Below are 22,331 nucleotides of genomic sequence, written 5' to 3'. Positions count from 1 at the left end.
CAAATTAGGAACCTTGAGGGCCACCAAAAACTTTGCGGTAGGCGACGCCGTATGCAATAGAAGCTAACGGGAGAGCCCAGATAAGGCCTATCAACAGTGCCAAGCCACCTACAAGATAGATAAGAATTAATACAATAAAGAAGCCCAAAAAAGCAAACCAGTTGTTGGTAATGGCTTTGCGGGATGCTTCCAGAGCTTTCCAGGGGCCTAAATTTCGGTCAGCTACCAGGGGGAGAGCCAGCATATAGGCAATGACCAGATAAATTCCTGGGATTACCAGTAGAAGGAAACCAATACCCACTAATATGCTCATGATGATGTAAGTCACACATAAGGGTACTATTTTATCGAAGTGCGCAAAAACCTCAGTACCAGAGGTTTCTTCTTTTCTGGCGATCTTGATGCCCACCATCATCATCCCCACAGCTAGGGGAACCCCTACGATTCCGGTTATCAAGTTATAAATGATTGTTGATGAGAGGGATGCTCTAGCGGCCCCTGTCAGATCAAATGCTGGGTAGCCAGTTAGTAGGCCGGCAACAAAACTGGTTGCAGCAATTGCGATGATATAAAGAATAATGGCAAACCAAACTGTGCGCTTTTTGCCTTTCGACAGCTGCCAGCCCTCATTGATGGCTTCGCCAATAGAAAAGGAATAATCACCGGCAATGCCTTTCTCGAGTGATCCAAAATCGCCAGCTTCACTATTTTCGGCAAGTTGGGACTCGGGAGCTTTATAAATATCACTCATCCTGTTTGATTTCCTTATTAAAAGTTAACGGATTGGGATGTGCAGAGCCTTGAAGACGAATATCGCACAGGCGCGTTGTGGGAACAATGCCACGCCAGTACAGCGGCAAATTAGGTGATGAATCTTTCTCAGCATAAAATTCCCCTTAGACGTAAAGAGGAAAGGTAATAATGAAGAAATTTCTATGGGCGGGGGCTGTGATAATAATGGTTATCACAGCTGGATATGTGGCACTGCCCTTTTATGCAATGGAACAGTTGCAGCGTGCGGCGCAAATGGCGGGTGCGCAAGAGCCAGAAAAAAGGCGAGAGAGTATCGATATGCTGGAACGTTACGTGGACTTTCCGGTATTACGTGACAATTTAAGAGTTCGTTTACAGGAACAGCTGCGCTCTTCTATAGGCAATTCAATTCCACAGGAATTTGATGAGCTACTAACCGCCGGTGCGAATTTTGTCATGGGGCCATTAATGCAACAGTTTGTAACCCCAGAGGGGGTCGCAGCCCTGTTGCGTGGCGGTGAGGACTTACAGGGGATGGAACGAAAGTTGTTTGGCCAGGACACAGCCCCCCAGGCAGATTCCTATCCGCAGACCCGGCAAGATTCTGAAGAAAAGCCTGAGAGCAGTTGGAGACGTCTCAAATGGCGTTTTACCGATATTAACCACCTGAGTGCGGATTACGGGGAGGCCAACCGGGCAGAACTGCGGTTGATTATGCAGCGCAATGGGCTGCATTGGCAGCTGGTGGATATCGAATTACTCAATGGCACCGAGGGGGAAGGTTGATAATGGAGATGGATAGTTCGGTTAATGTGTTTGGCGATGCACTTATTCCCTGCAGCCTGGCACCAATGACCGGTTTTTTTCGCGACGGCTGCTGCAACACCTGCAAAGAGGATCAAGGCTCCCACACGGTTTGTGTGGAAGTAAATGATGAGTTCTTGGCATTTTCCCGCAGCCGTGGCAACGACCTGAGTACGCCGATTGAGGAGTACGGGTTTCCGGGGTTGGCTCCGGGAGACCGCTGGTGCCTGTGCGCCGCCCGCTGGTTGGAGGCCCAGCAGCAGGATAGGGCACCGAGAGTTTTTTTACAGCGTACCCATGTGAAAGCTCTGGAGATAGTACCTCTACAGCTACTGCGACAATACGCTGCAGATTTGAATTAATCAGTGCGGAAGAGAAATTGGCACAGCGAGCAAGCTGCAAAGATTTGCTCCGCTGTGCCAATGTCATTTATCCAAAACCCCAATCAGGATGGCAGGAAGTCGATGGAGTAATTGCGGGTTGTGGCTTTAACATCCGCAGAACCAAAGTTAATCATGCGGATCCTCGCCAGCAGCTTGCGCTCCAGGGCGGGGTTGTTCAGCTCACTCTCAATCAACTTGATGGACGAAATAGTGCCGTTTGCTTCAATCACCAGCTGCACGGTAATTTTACCCTGCAGGGTGGGATCACGGCGTAAGGCACGGTCATAGATCGCATTGATTGCCGCCTTGTTGGCCTCCATTATGCCGCGAATGGCATTGTCGGTTCGCGCCAATTTCTCACCCCCGACTCTCCTGGCTGCCTGCTTGGCGGAGCCCTTCGCCTGGGCCTGCTCAACCCGGGTGGTTTGTCGGCCTGCCAGTGATACGCCTCCCGTGTCAGTGCTGATGCTCCCGGCCCTGACACCGCCGCTCGAAGTTTTGGATTTGTCGCTGATCATATTGCGTTGTGTTTGTGCAGCAGTGGCGCTGCCGGCACTGAGCTGACCGCGGGTAACTTCACCCGTATCAAAACTCTCACGCATATCCAATAGATCGTCGGCCAGGGCATTGATGCCGCTGCTCGCCGCTTTTTCCCGCGCTTTTTGTATAGTGGCAACAGGGGGTGCCTCTACTTTGCTGGGCTCGGGTTTGGGAGCCGGTTTCGGCTTTTCCTTCTCGACTTTTTTAGGTTCCGGCTTTTCTTTGGGCTTCTCTGCCTCAGGCTTTTTTTCCTCAGGCTTCGGTTTGGCCTTGGGTTTGGGCTTAGGTTTTGGGAGCTCCTTTTTCTCCAGGATAACCTTGGCCAGTTGTGGTGGCACTCGCTCTGCCTGTTCCCGGGTCAGCTCCGGCACTGGAGCAAAGGTAACGATGGAACCGCAAACGGCGAAGACAATAAGCCCTGCACGCAGGAACTTTATAAAGCGCTGGTCTTCCTGGTTGGAAGCGGACCAGGGCAACAGGGTTTCCTGTAGTTGCCAGGGGGCATAGCGGCTGGTTGCAGTGCTCATATCAGCTTTCCACCCCCGCGGGATCTATTGGTGCTGTCTGCTCAACAGCAAAAGAGATATCGCGGTAATCTGCCTGGGCGCAGGTCTGCATAATCTGTTTGAGCAACTCATAGGGAACCTGCTCGTCACCCATAATGGTGACCGAGCGTCCCCTTTGCTTTTGCTCGTCGCTGAGTTTACCGGCGCGTTCGGCGCGGTACTCCAGTTCCTTCAAGAGGGGCTCGATATTTTCCTTACCAGCGTCAATATCGTTAATGCCCACGATCATGCGATCACCAACGAATAATTGCTGATTATTGACCCTCACGACCGTAGTAACTTCCGGCTTTTGCTGAGAAGTGGACTTGGGTAGTTTGATGGTTTTATCTGTTTGCAAAACCTGTACATCGCTAGTGGAGTTCACCAACAGGAAAAATACCAGAATGGTGAAAATGTCCATTAGAGAAACCAGATTGAGCTTCGATTGCTGTCGTTTCTGTCGCTGACGCCGCTCCTGTAATTTGGCGGCTGCGTTAAGCATCATTTTATTTCCCCACTACGGTTGTTTGCTGGGGGGCATCGCCCAGGGAAATCTGTGGAAACAACTCGGCATCGACGACTGATGCGGCAACTACTGCTCGATAGCTGCGTGCGGTATCCATAGCTGCCACCAGGGTTTTGTAGGATGTACCTTTTTCCGAGAGAATGACCAAGTCGTCTTTCTCGATGGATTTTTCCCTTAAGTTACGCTTTATCTGCTGCAGTATCAGGGAAACCGTTTCCATATCTGGTTCACCATCGGTATTCTCCACTCGCCTGACTAGTTGCCCGGCCGGGTAATTGATATCAACATGTGCGGTGCGTAATACCAGTTCCAACTGTCGATTTTCCTGTTCAGTTGCACTACTGCTTCCATCACTGATGCCAGGAAGATTGAGTTTTAAAACTGAAATATGGGAAAACACCATATTGAGCAGCAGTACAGGAACCAGGATAGTCATCAGGCTCATAAAAGAGGTGATGTCCAGCTCTGCTTCCTCGTGTCCACGGCGACGAATATTTAATTTCAACATGGCGAGAGCCCTCAGGCATTCACTGCGCGCTGCTGTTCCGTTTTTTGTGGGCGGCCCATAGTCAACAGGTTTAGGAACTTTACTCCGGCCATCTGCAGGCTATCTACAATTTCATTGGTCTTGTTTTGTAGCATGGAATTAAATAGCAGAAGGGGAATTGCTGAGATAAGCCCGAATGCGGTGGTATTCATTGCTACGGAGATACTGGTAGACAACATAGTGGCTTTTTCCGCAGGGTCGGCAGCGGCTACAGCGGTGAACGCTGCGATAAGGCCCATAATGGTGCCTAACAAACCGAGTAGGGTAGCAATATTGGCCAGGGTAGCCAGGTAGTTGGTGCGCTTTTCCAGGCGCGGTACTGCTTCGAGGATGCCCTCTTCGATTGCCAATGCAATATTTTCCTCGCGCTTGGCGAATTGCAGGGTATTAATACCGGCGGCGGCAATGCGACCCATCGCAGCATCGTTGTCCCGGGCCAGTTGCAATACATTCTGGTAACTGCGTTTTTGCAGTAGCGGTAATACCTGCAGATAAGCGCGGCGATTGGCGCTCTTAGCGCGGGAAAGAAAAATCCAGCGTTCCACTACCATGGCGAGGCCGATAACCAGCACCAGGGCAATAGGGTACATAAAAGGGCCGCCAGTCTGGAAAAAGCGCAATAACGCCTGAGTAAATTCCATGATGAGTGTCTCCACAGAAGTAAGTGTTTAATTAGCGATATTTTTTTGCCAAACGGCCATTCCATGGTCATTGGGCATGATGATGAATATTGTGGAGTCGGATGAGGGCTCTACAATAAACTCCTGATAAGTGAAATACCTGCGGTGGCTTATCCCTGCTCCACTGGAGTACTGAGTTTCAGCAAAAAAGCACGATTACATTAGTTTGTGGTGCTTGATGAGTATTATTATTTTTTCTATTCATTTTTTTCTTCAACAACCGGCTTGGCACTGAGCAGTTGAATTTCCCGTTTGAATTCTGAGAGCTCCTGGTGCTTGAAAACGGTATTAAAATTTTGGGCCAGAGAACTATCAAGGCGCTGCAGGCTGTCGGCTTGCTTCCAAGGGATGATATACAGCACTTTGGGCTGTTCCTGACTACCGATAACCGTGGATTCCAGTGTGGTGATTTCTTCGGCACGGGCGGTGAAGCAGGTGCATATTACGGACATTAGAATGATTAATTTATCTCGCATCAGAGTCTACGCTCCAGTTCTAATATCCAAGCGCCGAGTAATTTGTCTTCTTGTTCTCGACTGCTCTGGGCCAAACGGTATTGCTGTAATGCCTCTTCCGGCCTGTTTAGATAGAGGTCATAGAGAATACCCAGATTGCGGTGCGCATCGCTAAAGTCGGGCCAAAGGTTCAGCGCCTGCAGGTAGCACTGTTCGGCCTCTTCGAAACGGCCAGCGTCGCGCAGTAGTGCAGCCAACTGATTCCAGGCAAATACATTACCGTCATTGACCTCAATCGCCTTGCGAAAGCTATTTTCCGCATGCTCGGTCTGTTCACTTTTCTTCTGTACTATCCCGAGGTTTAGCCAGGGGCCAGAGAGTTCTGGCCAGCGTTCAATGACCTGCTTTAGCTGCTGCATTGCGGTTGAGCTATCTCCGTTGTTAAAGCTCTCGTGTGCCTGAGCCATAGCGACGCTGGCCGCTTTGGGAACCCGCATGGCATCCGCCAAATAGGGGTTTTCGGTAATTGCATGCTCAATTGAGGCGTCCTTCTGTTGAGCATTTTTACCAAGTGGAAGGCTGCCACAGGCGCTGAGTGTCGCCAGAATCAGTAGTGTTGCTGTGAGGCGAAAAATACCACTGGGGCAATTGCGCAAATCAATGCAGTGCATGGCTCCACTCCAGGGTTGCTTCCGGTTTTTTGTAGCGTGCGGGTAACAGTTCGCCGAGTGAGGCAAAACTACGTTTGACCCAGTCGTCGTAAATTCCATCACTGGTGCGCTGAATATTGGCCTGATGCAGCTCTATAGCCTTTTCCTCGAAGGGGAAGGCCTGCTCTTCCAGTAGGATTTCGTACTGCTCCAACTCAAGGTCATTCAGGTTTTTGGGGCGTTGAGATTCCATCAGGTCACGGCTGAGCTGTCGATAAACTTCAGCTAAACGGAAATTGGCCTGGGTGGTGAATTCCGCAATTTCCAGCTCGAGAACCTTGCGATAATCGGCCACGGTGGTTTTCATCGCGCGCTTTTTATTGGCGAGACTGGTTTTTAGCGGCAAGTGCAATTTTAATGAAGCGAATTTTTCATAGCTCTGCTCTGCCAATGCGCTTTGGGAATAGGCGGATAGGTAGCGGCCCCGAGGGGATTTTTCTGAATTTTTTGCTAATTGCTGTAGCCAATAATTCTGTTTATTAGGTTGATTGGTTTGCCCGTAGAGTTGCACTAACTGATATTGCGCTTCCAGACGTTGTTCAGCAGGCTTTGGCCAGAGCTTGTTGTAGTTACGGTAACTCTCAATGGCACCTTGATGCTCACCTGCTTTTTGCAAGCTTTCCGCCGCGAGGAATAAGGATTGGCGACGTACTTCTCGGTCGGGATCATTTTGTGCAAGTTGCAGTAATTCGCCGGCTGCAGCGGCAGGCATTTTCAAGGCTTCAAAAATAACGACCGCCTTGGCGGCGAGGGTAGGTGCCAGCTGATGTGCAGGATAGAAACTCCGGAAGTCTGCAAGTTCAGCACTGGCACGCTGCCACTGCTGTAATTCCATCAGGTAATTGATCGCGTCATACTGGGCGGTGGCTGCAATTTCGCTGCGTCCACTCTCCCTGATTCGCAGCAGGTGGCGCAACGCCTCCTCACTGGGAATCTCTCTGCCATCCTCGGTGAGTGCTGGTTGCGCAAGTGCCAACTCTGCCTGCCGATAGATGGAAAGTTGAAGTTGCTTGCGTGTGTCCTCGCGCAAATGGCTATCCTTAGGCTGTATATTCAGCGCACGGGTATAGGCTTCTTCCGCAGCCATATAATCTTTCAATGAAAAGTGACTGTGAGCCAGGATCATCGCGATATTTAATTGCTGAGCTTTATTCGCTGGTGGCTGCCACTGATCTGCAGCTTGTGCAGCGGCAATAGCCTCGGCAAAACGCGACTGTTGTAGCAGCTTATCTGCGGCAGATAGTTGTACTGGTAAGGCTCTTTTATCCTGTGGCCAGCTCTGGGCAAATTTAAGGCTGGCCTCAATGTTGCGATCCAGCCACAGGATTTTTTGCTCGGCATCCTGGTCCGGTGTTTCTTTATGCACTTGTGCCGAGCTAAGAATGGCTGCATAACCAGCCTCCGCACCATGCTTCTTGTCTTGGTATTCCCAGGCTACCTGGCTGTATGCGCGCCAGGCTTCAGCGTAGTCGCCAGCCTGCTCGAGACATTCGGCCATCAGGAAGACCATTGGTGGAGTGCGGGGGTCCTGTGGAAAAGTTTGTGAAAACTGCCGGTAGAGTTCCGCTGCCGCTAGGTAAGCTTTGCGAGACTGAGCTTTGAGCTGCTGTTTTTGTTTACTTTTATTAGCCGGTGCCTTGGTCGCTAACTGAGCAAGTTCCTGCGCGCGCGCGTGGTCAAATTGGGCTAACTCCTCAAGCCAGGGGCGCAGTGATTGTGCCAGGGCTTCGCGCTGACTTGCCTCTGCCTGCTGCCAATACTCACTGCGAATACCATAGCGTTGTACAAATTCCCGTTTGGTTGGAAGCACCTCATCGTGTAAGCCGCCATTTTGCAGTGTTTCAATAGCTTGCAAATGTAATGATGGCGCTTCAGTGCTATTGGGGTAGTGCTTAACAAAAGCCAGATAGGTATCCGCGCTGTTGCGGAATAACTCTTTCTCTCGATACCAATTGCCCAGAGCGCTGTACAGCAGGTGCTGATAACCTCGTGGTTTACCATCGGGATTAAAGGACTCGATAGCTTCGGCACCGCCCAGGTAACTAAAATTCAGGGCCAGGCCACGAAGGCTATCCTCGCGCAGGCGCTTCTGGCCCAGAGGTAACTCTGCTTCGCTGGCACGCTGCTGCAGAATATCCAGAGACTCGAGAAATATCTCCGTGGAACGGCGGTAATCGCTGGATTTAAACTCTGACCAGGCGAGCATATAGCGGGCATTATCGGAAAATGGACTTTCGCCCTTCTCCAGCAATGCGCGGAAGTCCCGTGCCGCTGCCGAATACTCCTTGCGATTGAAAGCCGCTTCGCCTCGGCGGAATAAAACCTCCCCCATAAACGGTGAGTCAGGCGCGCCCTGGGCAATACGCTCCAGTGCTTGCAGCGCGCCTGGCATTTCGCCATCCATAGCACGAGCTCGCGCCAGACGATAGAGAATATAGTCGTCTCGAGGGCTCTCTTTGGCGAGTGTCTGGTAGTGCTGCACCGCACTGGCAAAACCGACTGAAACTTCCGGGTTATCCGCCTGATGTTGCTCTAGTCGCTCCATTTCCAGATCGGCCAGGCGCAAACGAATCTGTGCGCGAATCTGGGGGTCTGGCTGGCTGGCCAGTGCTTGTTGATAGCTCTGCACGAGAGTGGCGAGATCAACCGATATCAACTCAGGGGGAGCTGATACAGGTTCTTCAGTGGAAGCAGCCGTGGCCGTGGGCAGATCTGCAAGTGTCAGTGCGGACTGATTGCTGCAGGCGGTACTGATACAGCAGATAGCGGCAGTGAGCAGACGCAGGGAAAAGCTTCTGGAACCAAACCTATTCACTCTGCCCCCCTTCATTATCGGGCAATAGGGCTTCTGCGGTCTTTTCCTCAGTTATTTTCTCTACTGTGGCATTGCCTTTTTCGTGAGTATTTTCGCCATCTTGCGTTTCCACCTGAGTATTTTTCTCAGGGTTTTTTGGCGGAGGCTGGCTGGCGGCCTCTAGCATGGAGGCATCCTGTAAGCGCGCGATAGCGAGGCGGGTGTGGGCCTGGTAACTGTGAATCCGCGACTGCTCTCGCTCCAGCTCAGCAATAATATCCCGGCGTAGGGCAGCCTCAACCTTTGAAGCCGTTTTGGCTATGGCTGCTCGTTGGCCGGATAATTGCGCCGCAGTGCTAGCCAGACGCTCTGTTAGCTGGGTCAATTGCGGTGCGCGGCCCACTTCTACAGAGGTTTTACCTAGTTGCTTCTCACCATCGCGTAAGCTGGATTCGAGTAGTTGCAGAGTTTTGCGCTGTTGCCACAAGCGGTGATGATACTGTTCGCTGGCTTGCCATAATAAAATGCCACGGGCTTTAGCCAGGGTCTCGCCCTGATAGTCAGACCCCTTACCGTTACTGCGCAGTAGTTGATAGCGTTGCTCTGCGCCCTGGAGTATCTCCAGCATCTCGAATATCTCACTGTTATTTCCACCCTCCCCGTTGCTGGTAGCTTCGAGCAGAGTCAGTGCGTCACGCTCCCCTTCTATTTGGGCCAGGGCATCGTTGAGATTGCGGTAGTGTTGCTTGGCGATTTGCAGTTGCTGGTCAAACTCTGCGCTCTGGTACTGCCCGATAATGCCGGAGCGCCTTTGGTGACGCTCTTCGATCAATGAATGCAATTGTGGAATTTTTTGTGACCAGTCATAGAGTACTCTATCCATCTGCTGCAGGTCGCGTAGCTCCGACAGGCGCAGTTGGAATTGATCGCTCTGTAAAATGGGTAAGAGAAAATGCTGGTTGTCCCGCAGTAAGGGTGCGGCTTGAGCCAGTTGTAGCCAGCCGTAGCGTTGTGACTGGCTAAATTGACTGGCGTCCGCCAGCGGTTCTGAAGACAGCTTCCGCTGTAAGTGCTGCAGCTGCTGCAATGTGCTCTCGAAATGTGTGGCTGCATCACTATAGGCGCTTAGGGCTTTATTGCGTTCAGCCTGCTTTTCATAGGCATAGGGCAGGGCGACCCTGGCCTCCCGTGCGGCGGGACTGTGTTGGTGTTCTGCTAATAAAAAACGCAGGGCATCTACTCCCTCCTGGTATTGCTCGCTGTTGATCAAAGACCAAGCGAGCCCGAGCAGAGCTTTGGTTGCCCAGGGGGTGTGCAGGCGCACTTGGGAAAATTCAGCTTGGGCCTGGGAAAACTGCTCTGACAATGCCATAGCGTAGCCAGCGCCGATATGCGCTTTGTCCGCGAGTATCAGGATATCCTCTGAGGGTTCATCCTGCTCAGTCGCCAGTGTGCTTGCGAAGCGATATTCCTCGGCGGCGGCAACTAACTCTCCTCTTCGGGCTAAGGCTGCGCCTAGATTGATGTGTCCGAGTAGGCGCTCTGACAGCGGCAGATCGGCTCTTTTAAGGAATTCCTGGGCTGTGGAGATTTCTTCACTGCGCAAGGCCAGGTTAAGGGGGAGGGTAGAGGAATCTATGGCTCCAGACTTTTCCAGATTTTTTGCCGCTAAGGAAAAGTCACCCTGCAAATAGTTCAGCTCTGCCAGTTTCAGCCAGGCTGCCTGGTGCAGTTTGGAATCTGTATCTTGGTTGCCGGTTTGAAGCTGTAGTTCGAAAAGTTCGGCAGCGCGCCGATGCAGACCAAAACTGAGGCTGATTCCCCCTTCGATCAACGCGGCACTGTCGCGGTGAACTTTAATTGAATCACGTTGCTTGGCGACAAGCAGGGTGCTGAGGGCATCGAAATTATTGCCTTGAAAGTACTCATACAGGGTTGCCCCGTAGGACATATCCTGAGCTTGGCGATACTTTTTGTCTTCGGATTGCGTCTTTTCCTGAGGCGCTGTTCCTTCCGAGGTAACTTCGGTCTCGGTGCCATAAGTAGGCAAACTGGCACCTAGCAAAGCGACACTGAGGGATATTATGCGGGAGAGGGGCCGGTAGCTCATGGGTAATCAGGGCGTGGGCCATTGAATGAGTTCAAAGTCTGGCTGTTGTTTGCCGGTTTTATCTGAGATGCGCAATTCGATAACAACGGGCTCATCGGTCTTTTCCAACGCTAGAGTCGCGCCCCGCTTATACTCGCGTCCCTCTGGTCCAAGACCGGTAAAGAAAGCGGAAATGGTGTAGTTATCAGATTTTAGGTTGCCTTTGTGTAGGGGTTGGATACCACCGCGTACAAGAGCACTGCGCTGATGATCGGTATACAGGTGGCTAGCTGTGAGTTTATTGTCGATATGTAATTTAACAGCGTCCAACTGAAAATAGTGACCGACATCCACAGACACATAAAAAGCCACTTGGCTTTGTGCCGGGTAGAGCAGGTCTTCTTCCAGGATTAATAAATCCCGGTTTAACTTAATAACATCACGCTTTAGATTTTCCAGCTTTTCAGTAGAAAAAGACTCTTGCTGAGCCTGAGACGCTGCGCCTGTGAAGAGGGCGAGTGAGAAAATAAACAACTGGAGAACGCGTCCCATGGAAGGCCTTTCGCTTGCTTTTGGCTTTATTGTGTAATGGGCGCAAATTATGTCAGGGGCGCAGCTATCTGGTGTGATCCCGTTGGCAAATTTTTTACGACGTTGTAACGATTATTGTGGATTTGCCAGTCCCTGACTGAAGAACAGACGTTTGTTACTGTCGATAACCACTGCTTCAAATTGGGGCAGGCGATCAATGAGTGCCAATCCTTTTTTCTTACCCAGCACAAATACACTGGTGGAAAGTGGATCGGTATCAAAACCCCTTGGGCCGATAATACTGACACTGATTAGTTTATCGCTGTCTCCAACTGCTGTGTCTGCGGGCTTTCCGGTATTTGGATTGAAAATATGATGTATACGCTCTTGCTGTTCATCAATAAAAAAGCGCTCGTAGTCACCGGAAGTTGAAATGGCAATGTCGCGCAGGGGGATTACTGCGGCACTTTTGCTTTTTTCTCGCGGGTGACGAATACCTACCAGCCAAGGTTCACCGCGTTTATCGCCTAGCATACGTGCATCGCCACCGGCGCTGACACTGGCACAGCAGACTTCAGCCTGTTCGAGAATTTGAATGGCTTTATCCACAGCATACCCTTTGGCAATTCCACCCAGGTCAATTTTTGTTTCGCTGTGACCAAAACGCAGGGTCTTGGACTTTTTATTCAAATGTAAGTGACGGTAGTTCAGCGCCTCAATTAGAGAGTCAGTAAGGGCGGAGTCTGCCTGTTTTCTGTTGCGGAAATCATAGTGTTTGCCGAGAGTAGCGTAGCTGATATCAAAGGCTCCATCGGTCAGGTGGCTGAACCAGAGAGACTTATCCACCAGAGAAAGCAGCTCATCGGAAATATTGACTGCGGTTTTGCCTGCCTCCCGATTAACGAGGGATAGCTCGCTTTCTGGCTTGTAGGGTGACAACTGGTTATCTAAGCGATGGAATTCTGCCATTACCTTTTCGATCAGGTATTCAGCCTCACTGGCATTCTCGTGCCAGAGCTGAAGATGGACTTCAGTGCCCATGATTGCACGCTCGGCATAGTGCCACTCGGCCAATACTGGTGCCGCACAGAGGGCGGCACCACCTAACAGGAGAGATCGAATAAAACGCAACATCTCGGTATCACATTATCTTATAGGGGCAAAAGCGGTCATGCTGTCCCTGAGGGTAACGCTACCGAGACCGTGGTTGGGAAAGATTTTTTCAAAGTTATCTTGTTCACCATGTAAAGCCAGGTAATTCATGACTACCGTTTCTACCAGTAGATTAACGTTGTTGGCGGCGGGACTTGAAGACGTTTCCACGTCCCCGGAGGAACGCATATAACCCAGCTGCTGATGCCTTGCCTGCTCGTCGGCGCTGCCTCCGAGTAATTGCGGACGCCCGGCAGGGTTGTATACCAGGAAGAAAGAAGCAGCGGTTTGCTGATTGTCTCCGGTCCACACACCCTTGCCACGACCTTCGACAGAGTCGTCGATCATTCCGTTGGAGAAAACCGAACCATCGCTGAAGACATAAATCATCAGTGGCTGGTTACGACGTGCAGCATACTCCAGGCAGGCGCCAATACAGCGACCGGCACGCAGGTCGCGCATCTCGCCGGTGGCGCGGTCGCCAGTATGGTAGTCGTAGCCGCCCATGGTGATAGTGCCGGCACCGGCATAGCCATTCACCACTAGTTTCATCGTTGAAGCGGTTTTGCGGAATTCTCCATCCCCACTCAGTTCAGCACTGGTAAAAATACCGGAGGGACCGACAATATCCGGGTCGGCTTCGGGGTTTAGATCGGCGGGATTACCGAAGCGGTCCGCCAGGTCGGCGCTCTTCATATAACCGCAGCGCACCATATCCTTGATAATCGCATCGGCTCCCACGCGAGTGTTTACCTTACCCAGCTTGGCATCAGAAATACGGTACATGGATTCCATCACTGCAACCGTGTCTTCCTGGCTGAGCAGGCCCACCAGGTCGCCCACATCTACGAGGCCGGTAACATCAGAAGGCCTGTCCACTTTGGTGGGGCGAACTTCAGGGTTGATCATTGCCGACGGAGCCATGGAGTTACCACCGGAATCACTGGAGCGAGAGCCGATCAGGGCCAGTAGGGAACCATTGGCCCCGGCCTTGTTGATTCCGTACATGGGGTTGTGAGGATTGTTGCCGGTATCGTTTTCCGAGCGTGCCGGGATCACCGCACCGTTGGTAGCGGTAGCAGTGCCGGAGCTCACTTTTTCCAAGATACCGCGCAACATGCCGCTGTCGCTATGGAAAGCAAGGCCCAGGTCGGTGTTAACAAATCCTTCTCCGGCTGAGGGGATCATATCGCCCGGCAGCCCCTGTTTGTTGTAGCCGGCCGTACCGAGAAAATCCATCTGACCACCCTGTTTGCCTACCAATACATTGGAGCCTGCGATATTGGCTCCACCGGCGAGGTCGAAACAGATAAATGGAATTTTACCGGCGCCAAAAGCGCTAACATCACAGGGGCCGCCGTTACTCTTGCGCAGGTCTTCCAGGTCGGCGGACAGAGCTGCGTGGGCATTATGTGGGTTGGCAAACATACTGAATACAGAGCCACCTAATACTGTCGCCATGCCCGCGCGGAAGCCCTGGGCGAGAAAATCACGACGGGTTACCGGGCGGTGGTGATCCGGGTGGCGTAGGGGCTGGTCCAGCTCAAAATGTTTTTTCTTGCTCATAGTTTTTTGCGGATTTTTTATCCGATGTGCCGGTAAATTATTTTTTAAATTTTTAGCAGATTGTTGAAAATTTTCTTTCGACAATCTTGTCTAGGCTGTGATTAATCTTCCCAGGTACGGTGTTTAAAACCGTACCTGGGCGGCAGCCCGTTTTTTTAATCAGTGAATCAGGATCATAGCGCTGCCCATGGCGGCGGCGCATACGGCTTTGACCGTGGTCTCGGTGCGATCTGCTTCACAACCATTGCCACAGGCAGTCATGGTGTTGATCAGGCTGTTTAATTCTGCTTCTACGGTGCCCAGGTCTGGTGCACTAGACAGCTGCGAGTGGCTGCCGTCATGCCAGTTCATTTCGTGGCCCAATAGGCTTTCCATTAATGGATCAATCACCAGTGCTCGTTTACTAGCGCTGTCAAAAGCTGTATTGGCAGGAGCATTAAAATCAAAACCTGGGAAATAAGTTCCGCGCGCATTGGAATCCACCAGGGTGCTGCAGTATTTCACGGCAAGTTGGGTGATACCCATTTGTTGTGCAGCCAGGAATCCGCTGATATCACTGGAGACAGGTAGCTGGCGCTTCACGGCTTCCCAGGTTTCCATCACATCCGGGTGGGCGCTGGAAATGCCGGTGGCGCGAGAGAGGCTGGCGTTAATCTGCTCGAAGCGGCGCAGGCCAATACGCGGTTGGGCCTCCAGGTCTGCTGGCTCCGCTGGTTCGGCAGGTGTGGGCTCTACACGAGTAAAGCTAGCGTTGCCGATACGCTCGAAAGTAAGGAAAAATTCATCTTCCAGGGGGCCTTTATCGAGGGTAATGATAGTGCCAAGCCTCGACAGCTTCTGGCCTTGCAGGGGCACATAACTATCATCGATTTCGGCGGATAATTTAGCCCAAGACTGGCCCACTTCCGCTTCGCGACCATTAATACCGATACGCATGCCTTCGATAGCGATGCCTTTCGGATCGACACTTTCATCCAGGCTGATAAAGGTAGGTTCACTGAACAGGTAGGCATAGTTGTCGAACTGCTGAACGGTAAACATTACGTAGCTTTCGGCAATGCCGGTGTGTTCTTCAACTTTAAACAGCAGGAAGTATTTTTCTCCGACACCTACTTCATAGTTGGTGGCAACATCCTCGGCAGAGAGTGCGCGAGAGTGAATTGCCAGCATGCGGATAGAACCCTGCCAGCTATTTCCGTTACTTACTTCACTACCAACCGCTAGGGCAAAGGTGTCGTCCCAAGTGCTCAAAAGCCCCGCTTCGCTGGGGTCCATTTCCCCAGTATCTGCGCCGTTTACAAAGAGTTTACGGCCGTTGATCGGGTCAAAGGTCGCGACCACGTGCTGCAAACTCGCCTGTACCAGCTGGTCTGCATCATCAGTCATCAGAGCTGGCATTCCATCCGCATCGGTACTGTCACTGCGGTTCTGGAATATGTAGCTGTACTGCGCCTGGCCTAGGGTGAGGTTGCGAATATCGTCACCGCCGGAATAGGTAACCAAACGTGCGGGACCTTCCTGGGTGACATTGGCTGGTGCAGCCCAAACCTCAATAGAGTATTCGCCGGTGGCAGTGAGAGTTTCGTATAACTTACGGCTGGTTGCCGTAGCGCCCTGGGCTTTACCACCTTTAAGCTGCAAACCCCAGGACTCAATCCACTCCACATCGCCTGAAAGCGCCAAATCAATGGCTGGATTTACCCCGGAAGTGTCATAAGCCGTAGTACCACTACCGGTTTTAAATTCATATAGGGCGATTGCATTATTTTCTATACGGCCACCACTGCTGGCGACAATACCATCGGTGAGAAGCAGAGCCTTACTAAGGATCCAATTCGGATTGACTTCAGTAGGGGCAATGCTGTCGGCAAAGGCTTGGATAGCCGCCGTCATTTCCGCTGCGTTGCTGGAGCAGTTATCCCAGCAATTGTGAAATTCACTACCCAGGCGTACAGAGAAGCGTGAATCCGCAGGGGTATCCAGGTTCATTTTGCTTTTCGCCGCCTCGTAGGCGAGATCCACATCAGAGCTAGCAAAGTAGGGTTTTTGTGTGAGCGCGGCATCTTCGCTGTGGCAACTGGCACAGTAGTTACGCAATACTGGGTAAACGGTAGTGCCGAAGTTACTACTGGAGACAGGGAAGCTCTTGCTCGCGCCCACATCGCGTTCAATTGGGGCAGTTAGTGTGACTGTATTACTGAGACCGCCGCTGGCTCGGGCCCATTCTTCAATATAATTGGTAATAATTTCAGCGCAGGCATCGTCGCTGGAGAGCCAACAGTTGTGCCCGCCGCCCACCTTGGTTACCAGGCGTGACTCTTCCGGGAGGCTTAGGTTTACCAGTTCACGACCTTCATCGTAAGCTGCATTAATATCGTCACCGCGTACGAAATGGGGGCTCTGCGCGCCCTCTACGTGGCAACTACCACAGCGATTCTGTTCGGCCAGGTTATCCCAGATATAGCGCTTGTACTGTTTGACATCTTCAGTTTCCGGTGCTGGGCCTGAATAGCTGGTGCCGTTATTGGATTGGTTCGTATTTGGCTGCTCTTCTGTATCTTTGCCACTGCCGCCACTACAGGCGGCAAGGAATGCTGCTGTACATAAAAGGGTAGATATTTGCAGGTTCTTAAAAATTTTCATTGTTATTAATCTCCCGCGCAATAAACTGCAGTATCGGCGTATACCTGCTTCAGTTTGTAACCGGAGCTGCTGAAGTTGTTAGTGATGGCTTCTATACGTGCACGATCATTGGCATCTTCAGGATCACGCAAACACACCTGGCGAAATACTTTAGTGACTTGGCAGCTGGCGAAAGCACGACTGTTGGCCAACTCCTCACCGAGAGACTTTGCCCCATTACCGCTACCGGATAGGGCACTATTCCATCCAAGATGCAGGTTGGGGCCCTCACGCCAATAGTTGTCCCAGCGATCGTCGGGAAGCTGGTATCCGTGGGGAAAGTTTGCCGCATTAATGTGGTTTTTAGCTTTCACGCGACTGCCGGTTTCCGGATCTGTATCTCCTGCACCGTTATAGTCGAGTGCCCCGTTGTTGCCCTCTGGGTCATTGTCTGCATCGTAGACATAATCGTAATAGGCGAAGGCTTGGGCCATAGGGTCCATACCGCTGTGACAGCTGACGCAGTTGTTTTGAAATACCCGGCTATCCCCCCCTGGACTGCGACTGACATCCTGGCGAATTCGATCCGGTGAACGTGTGCTGTCTTGCACCTGCTCCATATCCCGGCACATATGGTTGAGCATGGTAAAACGGAACATGGCGCGGTTGGTGCCAGCACTAAAAAAGGCCTTTGCTGCGGCACGACTGGTAATCACACCGGCAGTAGCATCGGCCGGAAGCCCATTAAGGGAAGACTGACTTTGTCTGGTGAGATTTTCTTTCAGGGAATAACCACCAGCTTCCAGAGCTTCGTAGTGATTATTGTTGCTGGTACTGTAACTTGGCAGCCCGGAGACATTTCCGGTATACAGAATATTTGCTGACAGTAATTGGCGAAAATCCATATCGTCCCGGACCATACCAATAACGGTTGCGCTGTAATCATTTAACGGCGCAAACACATCCTGTTCCTCGTTAGTCCAAGGTGTGGCCAGGTTTTTCAGGGTCACATTGTAAAAGTCATCGTGTTGCATTGCCGTATAGGCAGCACTGGCAGGATCGCCATTGGCGATGTCCTCGGCCATATCCAGCAATACACTTTCAGAGGGAATTGTGCCGGTGATACGGCTGTGAATTTGCAGAGCCTGATCCTGAGGGGCCGCAAGGGCTGGGGCACTCCAAAGGCCGGCCCCGATTATTGCGCCTACCACTGTGAGCTGGATCACACGCGCTCGAGACGAATTATTTTTCATTGGTTTATTTTGTCGATGGGGTCAGTGGGGTATGTCAAGGCATACTAAAAGCGAATTTCTGGACTGTCAGAATGACTTTTAATATTTGCGTCCCAGTTGGCAAACTTTTTGTGCGCAACTTGCGAGAATTACCCTCGGCGGCAAAAACCGCACACAGAAATAATGAAGGGCCTTCTGCAAATATTACCGGCATGTTGCTGGTGCCTATGCTGGGTAGAAAAAATAATGAAATCTTTGCGTGCAGTGCCACTACTACTGTTGGTGGCTGCTTGTAGTGGTGGTGGCGGTTCCTCTAGTAGTGGGGAGCAGGCGGAAGATCCTGTAGTGGTGGATTACCCTATTGCCTTCGTGCGTCGCCAGCTTAATAAGGATGATGAAGGAGCCCTAGAGCAAGATAACCAATACCAGCCCCAGGATTTTTTCCCCGGTGCTGAACTGATTCTGAAAGATCGTGCTACAGCAAGTGCTGCAGAGACAGTAATTACCGCAGAAATTTTTACCGGTGATTACGATGTTAAAGATCTCAATACCTCCGCAGATGGACAGCGTTTGGTATTTGCGATGCGCGCACCAGAATTAGAAAATGTTGATGACGATGAACAGCCTACCTGGAATATTTGGTTATATGATCTTGAAACCAAAGAGCTGAATAGAGTCATACAGTCCGATCTGATTGCAGAGGAAGGGCAGGATGTTGCCCCGGCATTTTTGCCAGATGGACGTATTGTATTTTCCTCTAGTCGCCAGCGTCGTGCCCGCGCTTTGTTATTGGATGATAATAAGCCACAGTTTTCTGCTCTGACAGATGATCAGGATGAGCCCGCTTTTGTTTTACATGTGATGGAGGCGGATGGCAGTGATATTCGTCAGATCTCTTTCAATCAGAGCCACGATCTCAATCCCACAGTATTGAATAATGGACGTATTCTGTTTAATCGTTGGGATAATGCCGCCGGTGTAGACCGTTTAAGCCTATATACCATTAAACCGGATGGTAGTGACTTGTCTTTTCATTATGGTTATCACAGTCAAGAGACCGGCACTGAAAATTCTACTGCCACTTTCTCCAGGCCGCGTGAGATGCCTGATGGCCGTTTACTGGTCAACCTACGTTCGCCTTCGGGAATAAGTTATGGCGGCGATCTGGTGGCCATTGATGGAATCAATTACAGCGAAGCCTATAGTGAAGCCGGCGGAGAGGGAGACCTGGTTGGTCAGGCCTCTATCGCCTTTGCTGAGGTCACAACTGATGGAACCCTCTCTCCCCATGGCACATTCTCCACAGCTTGGCCTTTCTACGATGGTACCAGCAGGTTGTTGGTATCTTGGAGTGAATGCCGCATTGTGGAGGAAGAGACGGAACTGCTACGACCCTGCCCAGAAACCTTAGGGGAAGAAGAGGAACCGGTATTAGCTGATCCTCTTTACGGCCTGTGGATTTATGACTACGTGGCAGGTACTCAACTACCTATTATCGTCGCGGAAGAGGGTGAAATGATTTCCGAGGGGGTGACACTGGAGCCCCGCACGGAGCCGGCTTATATTCCCGACCCAATTCCTGGAATAGACGTAGATGGCGATCTAGTGCAGGAATCTGTGGGTATTTTGGATATCCGTAGCGTCTACGATTTTGATGGTGAGGATATAGCGGGAATAAAAACTCTCGCTGATCCTGCTATGACTACTGCCGATGAGCGTCCCGCACGTTTTCTCCGTATTGTAAAAGCTGTAGCGATCCCAGATGACGACACCCTGGACTTCGACGGTTCGGCTTTTGGTCGCAATCGCAGTCAGGGTATGCGTGAAATCCTGGGCTATACGCCTATTCAACCGGATGGTTCGGTACGGGTCAAAATACCTGCCGATACTCCCTTTGCAATATCAGTGATAGATGCCGAGGGTAAGAGAATTTTTGAACAACACAATAACTGGTTACAGTTACGACCCGGTGAGGTACGCAGCTGTGTGGGCTGCCATACCAGTGAGAGTGAAGTGGTTCATGGTCGCGTTGATATGGAGCTGGAATCTGCCTGGAGTGGGTCTCCTACTTCAGCGGCGCCATTTGTAAATACCGAGCCTGCATTACTGGCGGAAATGGGTGAAACCATGGCGCAGTTATTGGCTCGGATTGTTGGAGAAGCTGGATTAAAAGGGGATATACACTTTTCTGATGTCTGGACCGATCCAGCAGTTCGCGTTAAAGACACTGATATTTCTCTGGCTTACGCTGATTTATTGACTGAAATCCCCGCTCCATTAGCCTGCCTGGATAATTGGGGGAGCAGTTGCCGCAGTGTTATTCATTACGAGCAGCATATTCAGCCAATCTGGGATCTGCCACGTCAAGTTGTGGATAATACCGGTACGGTAATTAGTGATAACACCTGTACTGCCTGTCATTCACCAGTAGATGCCGCTGGTGCTACACGAGTTCCCGCCGCGCAGCTGGATCTGACCGCAAGCGCGTCTTCTGTGAACGATGCTTGGTTTACCTCCTATGCTGAACTACTAGTTGATAGCCCGATATTGGATCTTGTCGGTGGAATTTTAACTCCACGGCTGAGGCAGGAGACGGATAACCAGGGCAACCCGGTATTTGAAACTGATGAAGATGGTAACTTGATTCTCGATGCCAATGGAAATCCTATACCGGTGATGATCGTTGTAACTACTTCTTCTGTCATGGCTGAAACTGCGGCAGAAAGTGCTTTTTTTCCTATCTTTTCGACCGGTGGTGCGCATACGGGACTCTTAAATCCGGCCGAACTACGTTTAATTGCAGAGTGGCTGGATATCGGCGCTCAGTACTATAACGATCCTTTTGCGGCACCGGCTGACTGATCCATGTCTATTTTAAAGAAATATCTTTTTATTTTCCTGCTGTTCGGAGCCAACTTCCTTTCTTCCTTTGTATTTGCAGAGGAAGTTGGCGTAACACAGGCGAACGAGAGTCTGAAAGTCGGTGAATCTTCGGGAGATATCTCTGAGGAATTTCTCACGGTAGAGGAAAAATCAGAAGCGGTAATTCCAACTGCGATTAATTTGGTCAGCAAGATACCGGATGACGCAGAGCAAGTTACCGTTGGTAATGCATTTATCAATATGTATCGAGGTCCTGGCCGCGGTTATCCGATTTTTCATGTGGCTGAATATGGTGAAAAAATTTGGCTGCTTAAACGTCGTACTGATTGGGTAAAGGTATTGGCTGCGCACAATAAGACTGGCTGGGTACGAGTTGCGGATTTGCAAGACATTTATGGTGAGGAGGGTGAGCTGGTGCGGGTTTCCCTTCCCGATTTTAGAAATGTGCAGGCGGGTTTCTTTTATCTGGGCTTATCCTATGGCGATTTTGCCGGAGCTAATTCCTTGGCGACAAGAATCGGTTACCAATTTACCTCTAATTTAGCTACCGAATTGCGTGCTACTCAGGCTGTTGGTGAATTTTCAGATAGCCAGGTTTATCAAATGGCAATACTGCATCAGCCGTTCCCGCGTTGGCGATTATCCCCCTATTTTCTACTTGGTGCTGGTCTAAATATCACATCACCTAACGCAACCATTATTGCTACGGAAGATCGTCAGGACACAGTAATGCTGGCAGGCATAGGCATAAAAACGTATCTATCGCGCCGCTTTGCCATAAAAGCGGAATACACAAACCACTACCTGCTCACCTCGCGGGAAAATAATCAGGAGATAGTCGAGTGGAAACTTGGTTTCGACGTATATCTGTAGGCACTGCAACCCTATCCGCGCTGTTCAGTGCTCAGGCCTGTGTTGCCCAGCAAGGTGAAGACGTTATTGCAGATATTGTCGTTTCAGACTTGGAGCGTCGAGAGGTACGTGATGCACTGATCGACAGTGAAAATATTGAATTGGGCATCTTTGCCGGAGTTATCAATGTAGAAGACTTTGGATCTAATGCCCTCTATGGCACCTCTGTTTCCTACCATATTACTGAAGATATCTTTATGGAAGGCACCTATGCGCAAACTGAGTTGGGTGAATCCAGCTTTGAGCGTTTAAGTGGTGCTGCTCCTCTGTTGACCGATGAGCAAAGGGAACTTAGCTATTACAATTTCTCTCTGGGTTGGAATATTTTTCAAGGAGAGTACTTCATTTCAGATGATTGGGCATTCAATACGGATTTTTATCTGGTGAGCGGTGCCGGCAATACCTCATTTGCAGATGAAGAGCATTTTACCTACAACTTTGGTGCTGGAGTGCGCTTGTTGGCTAATGATTGGTTGGCATTACGCTTCGATGTACGTGATCACGTATTTGAACATGAATTATTTGGTGAGGCACAATCCACTCATAATTTGTCTACCCAATTAGGTTTTACTGTATTTTTCTAGTTTTTTTAAAAGAATAGTTAATA

The 22,331-nt window shown here is 50.7% G+C and carries 19 protein-coding genes; 5 read left to right on the top strand and 14 right to left on the bottom strand.

Features of this window, described 5'->3' with window-relative positions:
* Positions 1-4 precede the first annotated feature (4 nt).
* Positions 5-751 carry a DUF2189 domain-containing protein gene (locus tag ACJJI0_RS14010; RefSeq protein WP_444883065.1) on the bottom strand — a complete coding sequence of 249 codons (747 nt, stop codon included), beginning with the start codon at positions 749-751 and terminating at the stop codon, positions 5-7.
* A 170-nt stretch (positions 752-921) separates the two neighbouring features.
* On the opposite strand from ACJJI0_RS14010, the gene ACJJI0_RS14005 reads away from it, so the two are divergent.
* Both ACJJI0_RS14005 and ACJJI0_RS14000 read left to right on the top strand, forming a co-directional pair.
* Complete coding sequence (locus ACJJI0_RS14005) at positions 922-1,539, top strand: DUF2939 domain-containing protein (protein WP_444883064.1); 618 nt, start codon at positions 922-924, stop codon at positions 1,537-1,539.
* Between the two features lie 2 nt (positions 1,540-1,541).
* Positions 1,542-1,919 carry a DUF2237 family protein gene (locus ACJJI0_RS14000; protein WP_252083689.1) on the top strand — a complete coding sequence of 126 codons (378 nt, stop codon included), beginning with the start codon at positions 1,542-1,544 and terminating at the stop codon, positions 1,917-1,919.
* 83 nt (positions 1,920-2,002) lie between these two features.
* Here the strand turns inward: ACJJI0_RS14000 and ACJJI0_RS13995 are convergent, their stop codons facing one another.
* From ACJJI0_RS13995 to ACJJI0_RS13935, 13 genes are all read right to left on the bottom strand, one after another.
* The gene (locus ACJJI0_RS13995; RefSeq protein ID WP_444883063.1) at positions 2,003-3,007 is read right to left on the bottom strand and encodes an AgmX/PglI C-terminal domain-containing protein; all 1,005 of its coding nucleotides are present in this window, start codon (positions 3,005-3,007) and stop codon (positions 2,003-2,005) included.
* Position 3,008: 1 nt separating this feature from the next.
* Positions 3,009-3,530 carry an ExbD/TolR family protein gene (locus ACJJI0_RS13990; protein ID WP_444883062.1) on the bottom strand — a complete coding sequence of 174 codons (522 nt, stop codon included), beginning with the start codon at positions 3,528-3,530 and terminating at the stop codon, positions 3,009-3,011.
* Position 3,531: 1 nt separating this feature from the next.
* Entirely contained in the window at positions 3,532-4,059 is a 528-nt protein-coding gene (locus ACJJI0_RS13985; RefSeq protein ID WP_252083687.1) for an ExbD/TolR family protein, read from the bottom strand.
* 11 nt (positions 4,060-4,070) lie between these two features.
* A complete protein-coding gene (locus ACJJI0_RS13980; RefSeq protein WP_252083686.1) occupies positions 4,071-4,739 on the bottom strand; it encodes a MotA/TolQ/ExbB proton channel family protein in 669 nt (222 codons plus the stop codon).
* Between the two features lie 236 nt (positions 4,740-4,975).
* A complete protein-coding gene (locus ACJJI0_RS13975) occupies positions 4,976-5,254 on the bottom strand; it encodes a hypothetical protein (protein WP_444883061.1) in 279 nt (92 codons plus the stop codon).
* Complete coding sequence (locus ACJJI0_RS13970; RefSeq protein ID WP_444883060.1) at positions 5,254-5,904, bottom strand: tetratricopeptide repeat protein; 651 nt, start codon at positions 5,902-5,904, stop codon at positions 5,254-5,256. The genes ACJJI0_RS13975 and ACJJI0_RS13970 overlap by 1 nt, the downstream gene beginning before the upstream one ends.
* Entirely contained in the window at positions 5,891-8,758 is a 2,868-nt protein-coding gene (locus ACJJI0_RS13965) for a tetratricopeptide repeat protein (protein ID WP_444883059.1), read from the bottom strand. Before ACJJI0_RS13965 ends, ACJJI0_RS13970 begins: the two co-directional genes overlap by 14 nt.
* Positions 8,751-10,847: a tetratricopeptide repeat protein gene (locus tag ACJJI0_RS13960; RefSeq protein WP_444883058.1), complete on the bottom strand. Its 2,097-nt coding sequence runs from the start codon at positions 10,845-10,847 to the stop codon at positions 8,751-8,753. Before ACJJI0_RS13960 ends, ACJJI0_RS13965 begins: the two co-directional genes overlap by 8 nt.
* Before the next feature lie 6 nt (positions 10,848-10,853).
* Complete coding sequence (locus ACJJI0_RS13955) at positions 10,854-11,378, bottom strand: AraC family transcriptional regulator (protein ID WP_444883057.1); 525 nt, start codon at positions 11,376-11,378, stop codon at positions 10,854-10,856.
* 111 nt (positions 11,379-11,489) lie between these two features.
* Positions 11,490-12,491 (bottom strand): FAD:protein FMN transferase, encoded by a 1,002-nt coding sequence (locus tag ACJJI0_RS13950; protein ID WP_444883056.1) that lies wholly within the window; start codon positions 12,489-12,491, stop codon positions 11,490-11,492.
* 12 nt (positions 12,492-12,503) lie between these two features.
* Entirely contained in the window at positions 12,504-14,075 is a 1,572-nt protein-coding gene (locus ACJJI0_RS13945; protein WP_252083679.1) for a general secretion pathway protein GspF, read from the bottom strand.
* A 159-nt stretch (positions 14,076-14,234) separates the two neighbouring features.
* Positions 14,235-16,718, bottom strand: a complete 2,484-nt coding sequence (locus tag ACJJI0_RS13940; RefSeq protein WP_444883055.1) for a LamG domain-containing protein — start codon at positions 16,716-16,718, stop codon at positions 14,235-14,237.
* 5 nt (positions 16,719-16,723) lie between these two features.
* Positions 16,724-17,950 carry a hypothetical protein gene (locus tag ACJJI0_RS13935; protein WP_252083677.1) on the bottom strand — a complete coding sequence of 409 codons (1,227 nt, stop codon included), beginning with the start codon at positions 17,948-17,950 and terminating at the stop codon, positions 16,724-16,726.
* A 225-nt stretch (positions 17,951-18,175) separates the two neighbouring features.
* Between ACJJI0_RS13935 and ACJJI0_RS13930 the strand changes: the two genes are divergently transcribed.
* The 3 genes from ACJJI0_RS13930 to ACJJI0_RS13920 are packed head-to-tail and all read left to right on the top strand — an operon-like array spanning position 18,176 to position 22,308.
* Positions 18,176-20,791, top strand: coding sequence for an HzsA-related protein (locus ACJJI0_RS13930; RefSeq protein ID WP_444883054.1), 2,616 nt, complete (start codon positions 18,176-18,178; stop codon positions 20,789-20,791).
* 3 nt (positions 20,792-20,794) lie between these two features.
* Positions 20,795-21,685, top strand: coding sequence for an SH3 domain-containing protein (locus tag ACJJI0_RS13925; RefSeq protein ID WP_444883053.1), 891 nt, complete (start codon positions 20,795-20,797; stop codon positions 21,683-21,685).
* Positions 21,655-22,308 (top strand): outer membrane beta-barrel domain-containing protein, encoded by a 654-nt coding sequence (locus ACJJI0_RS13920; RefSeq protein WP_252083674.1) that lies wholly within the window; start codon positions 21,655-21,657, stop codon positions 22,306-22,308. The genes ACJJI0_RS13925 and ACJJI0_RS13920 overlap by 31 nt, the downstream gene beginning before the upstream one ends.
* Positions 22,309-22,331 lie beyond the last annotated feature (23 nt).

It is taken from the genome of Microbulbifer mixtoriginis (SeqCode) (genome assembly GCF_052466695.1).
This window is presented reverse-complemented; position numbering and strand designations above follow the sequence as displayed.